This is a genomic window from Candidatus Nanosynbacter sp. TM7-074 (genome assembly GCF_041006295.1).
GTDB lineage: Bacteria > Patescibacteriota > Saccharimonadia > Saccharimonadales > Saccharimonadaceae > Nanosynbacter.
This window is the reverse complement of record NZ_CP158487.1, coordinates 635570-645942: the sequence shown is the minus strand read 5'-3', so window position 1 is coordinate 645942 and position 10373 is coordinate 635570. Positions and strand designations below refer to the sequence as shown.

Genomic DNA, 10373 nt, shown 5'->3' with positions numbered 1-10373 from the left:
CGTTCGCTATTTTTTGCATAGCGATATTCTCGTAGCTTCTGGTATGTGTAGCTCAAAATCAATATCAGTTTTCTGGACAATTTCGTAACAAGACGACATGGCTGGATTATTTGGTAATTTAATTATCTTTCCATCATTAAATAGTTGCCCTTGTCGATAGATATTGTGAATAAACGGTACATTTGGTTTTGTTTTTCTCAAGCGATATAACGCTGATTCATGCCGTGTTTCGCCATCTGTAACAACTTTGGGCTGCGTATGCCATTGTCCCATAATACATAATGTTGGTAGAGAGCCGTCAATTCCGAGGATATTTTTAGCTAGCTGCTCTTCTCGTTCTTGCGGGCTTGGTGGTATGATGGTATCCTCATCTAAATTGTCAAAAAATGTATCAATAAAAACGAGCTCTTTAAGTTGATTTTGCTGCAGAAGAATTGCTATCGTTTTTATCATCTCAAGAGATAGAACGCTTAAGTCAAAAAGGTCTTCATCAACTAAGGAAAAATCATAAGAATTGATCTTTACTGAATTGATGAAGTCAAACACAGTAGGGCTAGCTTCAATGGCCAATCGTTGTATGCAAGTTTTTTTAACCAAGGTATAGACGATATCGGCATTTTCTTTTATGCCGTGAATTTCCCCATAAACAATTAGGTTTGACTTTTGTAAGGCAGGTAGCAGGAGATCGAGGTGCTTTATATCTAATTGTTTCGGTAAAAATGTTTTGATAATGTCGTAATTATTCATAAGTACTAATTTAATATTGTAACCTATAAAATATTAAAACATGTAGTTATATGTCATCAACTGTTTGTTGATATTTGGTGAACTGTCTATAATTTAAATTGTATGAATATCACCGACCAACTCCTCGCCAAATATCCCATCATCTCCAATCAAGTTGACACCAAAGAATTAAGCGTCCTGCTGCGGGAGCTGGAAAAAGTGCTGCGAAGCGGTGCGACTGGCAATATCGTAGAATTTGGCTGTTATGTCGGCACGACGAGTTTGTTTATTCGGCGGCTGCTGGACGCTTATGATTTTATGGGCGAATTTCATGTTTATGATTCGTTTGCGGGGTTGCCAGAAAAAACCCAAGCTGACAACAGTGCTGTGGGCGAGCAATTCAAAGTGGGCGAATTATTGGTGCCACGTAAAACCTTCGTTCAGAATTTTAAAAAGGCTAGCTTGAAACTGCCGATCATTCACAAGGGTTGGTTTGCCGATTTTACCCCCGAGGACGTGCCGGAAAGTATTATTTTTGCGTTTTTTGATGGTGATTTTTATGAATCAATCGTCGATTCATTTCGCGTGTGTGACGGCAAGTTTCATAAAAAAGCAACGATTGTGGTTGACGACTACGCCAATGAAGCGTTGCCAGGCGCCGCACGAGCGGTTGATGAGTGGCTGACAAATCACCGACAATTTACGATAAGAACTGAAGCCAGTCTGGCAATTATCTCCTCTTGCCCAAAAACATAAACGTGTTACAATTAAAACATTAGTAATATAAACAGGGGAGGGTTGTGATGGACGAACCGATTCACATCACGTCTGAAATAGGAAAACTTAAGACCGTTTTGTTGCATAGGCCAGGTGAAGAGCTGGAGAATTTGACGCCAGATTACCTGACCGATCTTTTATTTGACGATATTCCGTATTTGGAAGTTGCGCAGAAGGAGCACGACGCGTTTGCTCAAACCTTGCGCGATCATGGCGTCGAAGTTCTGTATCTGGATCAAATGGTGGCAGAGGCGCTCAGTACAGATCAATTGCGCGAACAATTTGTTGATGAAATGCTGGCTGCTTCTAAGCAGGATTCACGCCGCGTGACTCAAACATTGCGTCAGTTCTTGTTGGACCTGCCAACTCACGCGATGATTCGCAAGATTATGGCTGGTGTGCGTAAGGATGAAATTACTTTGCCTCCAGATCAGCATCAGCAGCTGCATAATATGATTGAGAAGAATCATTATCCATTCTATCTCGATCCAATGCCGAATCTATACTTTACACGTGACCCAGCTGCCGCTATTGGTAATGGTCTGACAGTCAACAAGATGCACTGGACAGCTCGTCGTCGTGAATCGCTATTCATGCGCTATATTATCGACCATCATCCACGTTTTGCGAATCGCGTACCAGTTTGGTATAACCGCACTGAGAAATTCTCAATGGAGGGCGGCGATGAACTAGTACTAAGCGACAAGGTAATGGCAATCGGTGTATCGGAGCGTACTACGGCTGAAGCAATCGAAAAAATGGCAACCAAGCTGTTTGCTGGCTCTAACTTTAAGAAGGTCATTGCTATGGAAATTCCGAAGTCACACGCCTTTATGCACCTAGACACGGTGTTTACGATGATTGATCGAGATAAGTTTACAATTCACCCAGAAATCCGTGACCGTGGTGGTAAGATGAACTGTTTCGTTTTGGAGAAGGTTGAAGGTCAGCCGTTCCCACGCATTACTCACGAGACGGATCTTGAGCATGTTTTGCGGGTAGCGTTGGGCTTGCCGAGCGTTACGTTAATTGAATGTGGCGGTGGCGATCCAATCGCAGCTGCTCGTGAGCAGTGGAATGACGGCTCCAACACTTTGGCAATTGCACCGGGTGTGGTGGTAACCTATGATCGCAACTACGTTACTAACCAAAAGTTGCGCGAGCATGGCGTTGAAGTTATCGAAGTCAGCGGTGCTGAGCTTGGTCGCGGTCGTGGCGGTCCACGTTGTATGAGTATGCCGCTAGTACGAGAGGATGTATTTTAATGGCTCAGAGTTTGAAAGGTCGGTCACTTTTAACCTTAGGTGACTATACAGCAGAAGAAATCCGCTTACTTTTAGATACGGCGCGTGAGTATCGTCGGTTAAAGTATGCTGGTGTGTCACACCGAATTCACGAAGGCAAAAATGTGGCATTGCTATTTGAGAAAACCTCAACTCGGACACGCTGCGCTTTTACCGTGGCGGCTAATGATTTGGGTATCGCACCAGAATATCTTGGTAAGGATGATATCCAGCTTGGTAAAAAAGAAACAGTCGAGGATACAGCTAAGGTTCTGGGTCGGATGTTTGACGGTATTGAGTTTCGCGGTTTTGATCATAAAACGGTGGAAGATTTGGCGAAGCATGCCGGCGTGCCGGTGTGGAACGGCTTGACAGATAAGTTCCATCCAACACAGATTTTGGCTGATTTCATGACTATTGAGGAACATGTTGGTAAACTCAAAGGCACCAAATTAGTATTTGTGGGCGATGGTCGTAATAATATGGCAAATTCCCTGATGATTGGATCAGCAATTATGGGTCTTGATTTCCGTATTTTAGCGCCTCGTGAACTACATCCGGAGCAAGCTCTTGTTGACAAGGCTCGCCACTTCGCCAGGTCAAGTCATGCGCGTATTACCATTACCGACAACTTCGAAGAAGCTTTACGCGGCGCTGATGTGATTTACACCGATGTTTGGGTTTCAATGGGCGAGGAGGATAAGTTTGCTGAGCGTATCAATCAATTGCGCCACTTCCAAGTCAATCGTGACATGATTAACCTGACGGGGAATCCTGAAGTTAAGTTCATGCACTGTTTGCCAGCATTCCACGACGCTTTGACGATTACTGGTAAAAAAGTTCAGGAAGATTTTGGTCTAGATTCTATGGAGGTTACGGATGAGGTGTTCCGCTCGCCGCATTCGATAGTATTTGATCAAGCGGAAAATCGTATGCATACAATTAAAGCTGTTATGGCTTTAACACTGTAGTTGTTGTCGTAATAAGGAGGTTAAGGAGGCTCCGAGGCAATGGTAGAAAAAATTAAAAAAGCAAAGCAGAAGCTTCGATCGCCGTCGGCTTTTACGATTTTATTTGTCGTGATCGCAATCATGGCAGCACTAACATGGGTTATCCCATCAGGTCTTTATAAGACAGATGATGATGGCAATCGTATCGCGGGGTCGTATCATGTAGTAAATAAAGATCGTACTGTCAAGGAAAAGAAGGATGGTAAAGAGACTGAAGTCGACAAGCATGATCGACAAGGTTTATGGGATGTCTTCACTGCGCCGATTAAAGGCATGACGAATAAGCTTGATGTGATTGTTTTCGTCATGGTGCTTGGTGGATTCTTGGGCGTTACCATGAAGACCGGTGCTCTTGATGCTTCTCTTGGTGCGCTACTTCGCAAGCTTAAGGGTAAAGAAAAATGGCTCATTCCAATTTTGATGACGCTATTTGCTATCGGTGGTACAACTTACGGCATGCAGGAAGAAACAGTGGCGTTTTACGCACTAGTTATACCAATGATGATTGCTGCTGGCTACAATGCAATGACTGGTGTGATGGTGATTGTGCTTGGTGCCGGTACGGGTGTGCTCGGTTCAACCATTAACCCATTCTCTACTGGTGCTGCAGCTGCAACAGCAGACGTAAAGCTAGGTAGTGTAATTCCAATTATGTCTATCATTTTATTACTGTGTCTGATTGCGGCAATTATCTTCACTATGCGCTACGCGGCAAAAGTGAAGGCTGGCAAATATAAGGAGGATGTTCGTTATAAGCCAGCTACGGCTGCTCTAGATATGGAAAACATACCAAAACTAACTACCCCACGAAAAGTTGTCATGGGCGTATTCGCTATCACATTTATCCTGATGGTTCTTTCGCTGATTCCTTGGGGGAGCTGGGAAATTACTTTCTTTGACGACGTGTTTAAGAGAGCTTCAGATTTACCAGTTATCGGTGCAGCGCTCGGTGTGGTTCATAGTGCCGCCTTTGGTGAATGGCTGTTTGGCGAAATCACTACACTGTTCTTGATGTCAACTATTGTAATAACCGCAATTTACTATAAAGAGTTTAAGAAGGAGGGTATTTTCCCAGTTGACACCTTCATTGATGGTGTGAAAGATATCTTGCCAGTTGCTTTGATCATCGCAGTAGCAACCGGTGTTTCTGTTGTGATGACTAACGGTGAAATCCAAGATACTATCATCAGCTGGGGTGAAGCGCTCCTGAAAGATGCTGGCGGTGGTGTTGTTGGTGTGCTGGCGTATCTGTTCTACTTGCCAATGTCATTCATCGTACCATCATCATCAGGTTTGGCAGCAGCAACCATGCCGGTTATTGCGCCAATTGCCGACCTGGTTGGCTCAAGCAAAGAAGTCATGGTGGCAGCCTTTGCTACGGCATCAGGCCTCATCAATATGATGGCGCCAACTATTGCTTCATTGATGGGTGGTTTGGCACTGGCTGGCGTTTCATATCGCGACTGGCTGAAGCGGTCGGCTCCGATTATGGCAGTATTTGCCGTCATCAGCCTTGTAGTTATTGCAATCTTTGGAGCGCTGTAACGTATGGATAAGAAGCGTACTATTGTAGTAGCGCTCGGTGGTAACGCCCTGCAACGGCAGGGCGAAGCCGCGTCTGAGCAGCAGCAGCGGGTGGCTGATGAGACAGTTCGTCAACTTCTGCCACTTATCCAGGCGGGTCATAATGTGGCGATTGTTCATGGCAATGGTCCGCAAGTCGGTAACATTGTTCTGCATGAAGAAGCAATCAACACGACTGATGTGCCAAGTTTACCTCTGGAGGATTCTGGCGCTATGAGTCAGGGTCTGATTGGATTCTGGTTGCAGCAAGCTCTGCATGACGCCTTTAAGGTTAATCAAATGAATAATCGCGCCATCAGTGTTATAACGCAGACAATTGTTGACTTAAGCGATCCAGCTTTTCAAAACCCGACTAAGCCAATTGGTCCGTTTTATTCGGAAGAGGAAGCTAAAACTGTCGCTAGTGAGCGGGGCTATACGGTGAAAGAAGATGCTGGTCGTGGTTGGCGACGAGTTGTGCCTTCACCAAAACCTCAGACGATTGTTGAGGCCGACGTGATTAAAGCGCTAGTCCATGCTGGAGTCACAGTCGTATCAACTGGCGGTGGTGGCATTCCTGTTTTGCAGGATGAAACTGGTCAATTAAAAGGCGTCGCAGCAGTTATTGATAAGGATTTCGGTGCAGCCAAATTGGCGGACCTTTTAGAAGCTGATACATTGTTAATTCTGACTTCGGTTGACGCCGCTAAGATTAATTTTGGTAAGCCAGATGAACAATCTCTGGGTGGGGTCTCAGTGGACGAGCTTCAAAAACACATTGACGATGGTCAGTTTGCGGCAGGTTCGATGTTACCAAAAGCTCAGGCGGCGCTGGCGTTCTTAAATGGCAAGCCGGGCCGCACGTCAATTATTACCTCGTTAGATAAAACTGCTGAAGCAATCAACGGCTCAGCTGGAACGATAATTAAATCGTAATAATACACACAAGAAATTCCTGTCAATAGGGCAGGTTTTCTTGTGTTTATGGATATTTTATTCTATAATATAGAAATTATGTTACAGTATCTTCGCTCGTCAAGTAACGACTCGGTGATTAGTGCGCAAGAAAAATTGCGTGCTGGCTCTTGGGTGCGTTGTGAGCGTCCGAGCGAGGAGGAGGTGGCTCAGCTATTGACGTTAGGTCTGGACGAGGATTTAATTAGTGATGCGCTTGATCCACACGAGGTGCCGCGTATTGAATTTGATAATGACTGGACGTATCTAATTGCCCGTCTACCAGATACAGATGATGATTTTAATGATTTTACTACGCCAATATTATTTTGTCTGAATAAAGATTATCTCGTGACATTATCGCGGGATAGCTTGGGGCGTTTATGGCAGCCGTTTATTGATAAGACGCGAATTAGAACTGATCGGCAAATTGAGCTTCTGGTTGCCATGGTTGAGGCAATTTCAACTCAATACCAGAGGCGGGTGGCAACGATTAACCGTCAAATGCGTGCTGCTACGGATAATATTCATACATTGAGAGTTAATGATATTGCGACGTTGGCCGAATACGAACGCAAATTGAACGATTATTTAGATGCTCTCATTCCGATGAACTGGGCAATTGAGCGCCTTTTGGCGACCCAAAAACTGCGTCTGAAGGAAGATGACAAGGAAGATGTTGAAGACATTTCGATTGATTTAGAGCAGGTAATTGCGCGATGTAAAAGTTTATTGAGGACTATTACAAATGTTCGCGATAGCTACCGAGCAGTGATGGACACGCGACTTAATGAGACGATTCGTCTTCTAACGGTAATTACGGTAGCTTTGACTATCCCGATGATGATTGCTGGTTTATACGGTATGAACGTACCAGTTCCAGGAGCTGATAATCCAGTGATGTTTTGGATTATTGCCGCAATTAGCATGGCTCTGGCCGTTGTTGTGGGATATTATTTCTTAAGGCGTAGGTAGCGCGGGCGTCACCTCGAGTCTAAATTGCTAATATAGCTTATGTATATTATAATTTTTTTATGGTGGTGGGTTATTTTGAGCGCAGATCACTGACCGAGAAGCTGACGCAAGTTAATCGAATGCATAAAAATGGCTGGATTCACTTGGGCGGCAGTTTTGATGCTGTTCGTGTATCTAAGGCTTTATCACTGTCTACGAATGTAGTGCGTGATGTGCTTGATATTCATGAACTTCCTCGAGCAGAATTCTCTGATGGTGTTGAATATGTCTTTACGCGCATGCCGTTTGGACGAACTGATTCTGGCAAAACGGTGCCATTTTTAATTGCGATTTCGGGCGGTCATTATATTACAATATCGCCGTATGCTAAATTCTCGCCTCTAGAAATTAGTGATTATTTATTTAGCACCACTGAGCGGCCAGCGGGGATTTTTGCTGCAAATCTAGCCTATATTATTGCCCAATATGAACAACGCGTACATTTGTTAACGGAGAAGATTGCTGATGCTCGGCGGCGTCTAAGTCGTCGCGAGGTGGAGAATGCTGATTTCATTAAATTTGTAGCAATTGAAGATACACTTAATGAGTATCAAAGCAGTCTGGAGGGAATATCTCATGTTGTTGCGCAGCTGATGGAGAATCGCCGTCATTTGTTTAAAACACGAGATTTAGAAGCGCTGGCGGATATTGATTTACATATCAAGCAGATTTTAGTAGCAATTAGCTCCAGCGCGCACACCATATCCAGTATTCAAAATGCCTATTCAACCGTGGCTAATAATACTTTGAATCAGCGAATGAAAGTTTTAACAGCTATTACTATTCTGCTGGCAATTCCGAATGTCTTTTATGGTATGTATGGAATGAATATTGCCTTGCCGTTTCAGGGGGAGCCTTGGGCATATCCAGTAATTACCAGTTTTACAGTGTTGTTGATTTTACTTGTTATGGTTATTGCCAAGCGAATTCGCTTATTCTAATATATAAATAAGTAGGCATTTTAAAATGTTTTTGCTTGACGTACCAATAGACGTTTGGTACCATTGTTGATGTGTCTCGCGCCGAAGCATTAAATTGCTGATATATAAGTGATAAAGGTCGAAGCGCGTGGGGCTGCACATAATAATAAGGAGTGCAAAACACATGCCAATAGCAATCAAGTTTGTGTCATCCCGGCGCAAAAAGATCGCGGTGGATGTGGTGCCTGCCGAATGGCAAACATACATAGCACAATAAAAAGTGCAGTCGCTCTCATAATAGAATAGGGACGACTATAAATAAATCCCGCTCCAAGGCACCGGAGCGGGATTTTGGTTTTTCGTCAAATAGTATTAATCTTTTATTTCTACGCCAGCCTTTTTAAGCGCTTCTTTTACTGACGATTCAATTGAGCCTGAACTATCCATTTCAGTGTTTTTTCCATTGACATAGAAGGTTGGAGTGGCGGCAACACCATGTTTGCGCCCTAATGCCATGTCAAAGTCAATCTTATTCTTAACCTTGTTACTGGCAACATCGATTTTATACTGATCAATGTTGAGGTTTAATTTTTCTGCATATGACCTAAATATCGTGTCGCGCTCTGTGGCACTGGCATTCTTCCAGGCGTCCTGGCTAGAGTATAAGAGACTATTCATCTCCCAGAATTTTCCTTGCAGTCCAGCGGCTTCAGCGACGGCTGCGGCAGCTCGTGCATTTGGGTGTGAGCCAGCAATTGGGAAGTTGCGGAAGATAAGTTGCACATTATCCTTGTATTTTTTTGCAATTTCTTCAGTTTTTGGTGCAGCAGCGCTACAGCCAGGACATTGATAGTCCGCGTACTCAACAATAGTCACCTTAGCGCTCTTGCTGCCAATTTCATGGTCGGCAATGTTGCCGTTTCGGGACTCTGCGGCTATTGCTGTGTTCAACTGATCGTTTGTGATATCGCTCACATTGAGTCGATTTTGTGTTGAAATATAAATCATTCCGCCAACAATTGCTATTACAATAATTGAGAAAATTATCCAGCTTTTCTTGTTCATTTTACCTCCGTTTACTCTAGCAAGTATAGCACGAAATACGGTACAATAAAACTATGATGATAATGCTAATTATTGGATATTTAGCTGTTTTAGCGACGTTGTTGATTGTGATGGGGGTCCAACCAAATATGCCGTCGCACAGTCAATTTGAACTGCAACGTCGAAGTAAAAAGGGCGACAAAAAAGCTGATATTTATTTGCGGCAGCAAAAATTCTTATGCGATATAATTTCTTTGCAACGAGCGTCGGCGTCTTTACTGCTGGTTATTTTAACAGTTCTTAGTGTCAATTTATTTCACTGGACAATTGGACTCATATCATCAATGATAATTGCTCTTGAAATCGGTGCAGTGGCGCGGATCCGTTTGTGGCAAAAATATTCACAGCAGTTATATGAAAAATATGAATCACAAATCTTAGCGATTATTGAACGTCATCAATTATTGTTTTCGCTAATTCGTTCGGTTTCGCCAATGGTAAATGGTAGTCGTGTAGTTGAGTCGAAGGATGAGCTATTGGAGATAGTTGCTCGGTCGAGTAGAGTTTTCTCTGCTAACGAAAAGAAGCTGATTAATAGTGGGCTAAAATTTAACGATATGAGGGTTGAGAGTGTGATGACGCCACGAAGTATGATCGAGGCGGTGCCGGTGGATGAGTTTCTTGGGCCGCTTGCTTTAGATGATCTTCATAAAAAAGGCTATAGTCGATTTCCGGTTATCCAAGGTGATATTGATCATATAGTTGGCATGTTAAGGATTCAAGATTTGTTAACAATTGATCGCAAGTCAAAATCTCATCGTGCAGAAAAAGTTATGAGTAGAGATGTTTACTATATAGATAAAGCTCAGACTCTACAGTACGCTTTGGCCGCATTCTTAAAAACACAGCATCATCTTTTTATTGTTATTAATGAACTTCGAGAAACGGTAGGTTTACTGAGTTTGGGTGATGTTATGGAGGAATTGTTTGGCCGTAAGATAGATAATGAATTTGACTCCGAGGAAGGCCTTTGTAAGGTTATTGAGCGTAAAAATCGCAGCACTAACAGCTTATAGAGCGCG

Annotated in this window: 10 protein-coding genes; 8 read left to right on the top strand and 2 right to left on the bottom strand. The window is 43.4% G+C overall.

Annotation, left to right across the window (positions count from 1 at the left end):
- Positions 1-6: 6 nt before the first annotated feature.
- On the bottom strand, positions 7-747 hold the full coding sequence (locus tag TM074_RS03495) for a hypothetical protein (RefSeq protein WP_369000308.1): 741 nt from the start codon (positions 745-747) through the stop codon (positions 7-9).
- Between the two features lie 102 nt (positions 748-849).
- On the opposite strand from TM074_RS03495, the gene TM074_RS03490 reads away from it, so the two are divergent.
- The 7 genes from TM074_RS03490 to TM074_RS03460 all read left to right on the top strand — a co-directional run bounded on the left by TM074_RS03490 (position 850) and on the right by TM074_RS03460 (position 8268).
- Positions 850-1482, top strand: a complete 633-nt coding sequence (locus TM074_RS03490; protein WP_369000307.1) for a TylF/MycF/NovP-related O-methyltransferase — start codon at positions 850-852, stop codon at positions 1480-1482.
- 47 nt (positions 1483-1529) lie between these two features.
- Positions 1530-2768: an arginine deiminase gene (gene arcA / locus TM074_RS03485; RefSeq protein ID WP_369000306.1), complete on the top strand. Its 1239-nt coding sequence runs from the start codon at positions 1530-1532 to the stop codon at positions 2766-2768.
- Complete coding sequence (gene argF, locus TM074_RS03480) at positions 2768-3757, top strand: ornithine carbamoyltransferase (protein WP_039327820.1); 990 nt, start codon at positions 2768-2770, stop codon at positions 3755-3757. Before arcA ends, argF begins: the two co-directional genes overlap by 1 nt.
- Positions 3758-3796: 39 nt before the next feature.
- Complete coding sequence (locus TM074_RS03475) at positions 3797-5341, top strand: YfcC family protein (RefSeq protein WP_369000305.1); 1545 nt, start codon at positions 3797-3799, stop codon at positions 5339-5341.
- A 3-nt stretch (positions 5342-5344) separates the two neighbouring features.
- Complete coding sequence (gene arcC, locus TM074_RS03470) at positions 5345-6295, top strand: carbamate kinase (protein ID WP_369000304.1); 951 nt, start codon at positions 5345-5347, stop codon at positions 6293-6295.
- 78 nt (positions 6296-6373) lie between these two features.
- Complete coding sequence (locus TM074_RS03465; protein WP_369000303.1) at positions 6374-7288, top strand: magnesium transporter CorA family protein; 915 nt, start codon at positions 6374-6376, stop codon at positions 7286-7288.
- A gap of 59 nt (positions 7289-7347) precedes the next feature.
- A complete protein-coding gene (locus tag TM074_RS03460; RefSeq protein ID WP_369000302.1) occupies positions 7348-8268 on the top strand; it encodes a CorA family divalent cation transporter in 921 nt (306 codons plus the stop codon).
- A gap of 351 nt (positions 8269-8619) precedes the next feature.
- Here TM074_RS03460 and TM074_RS03455 read toward each other — a convergent pair whose 3' ends face one another.
- Positions 8620-9312, bottom strand: coding sequence for a DsbA family protein (locus TM074_RS03455; RefSeq protein WP_369000301.1), 693 nt, complete (start codon positions 9310-9312; stop codon positions 8620-8622).
- A gap of 53 nt (positions 9313-9365) precedes the next feature.
- Here TM074_RS03455 and TM074_RS03450 point away from each other — a divergent pair, with 53 nt between their 5' ends.
- Entirely contained in the window at positions 9366-10367 is a 1002-nt protein-coding gene (locus TM074_RS03450) for a CBS domain-containing protein (RefSeq protein WP_369000300.1), read from the top strand.
- Positions 10368-10373: the final 6 nt, after the last annotated feature.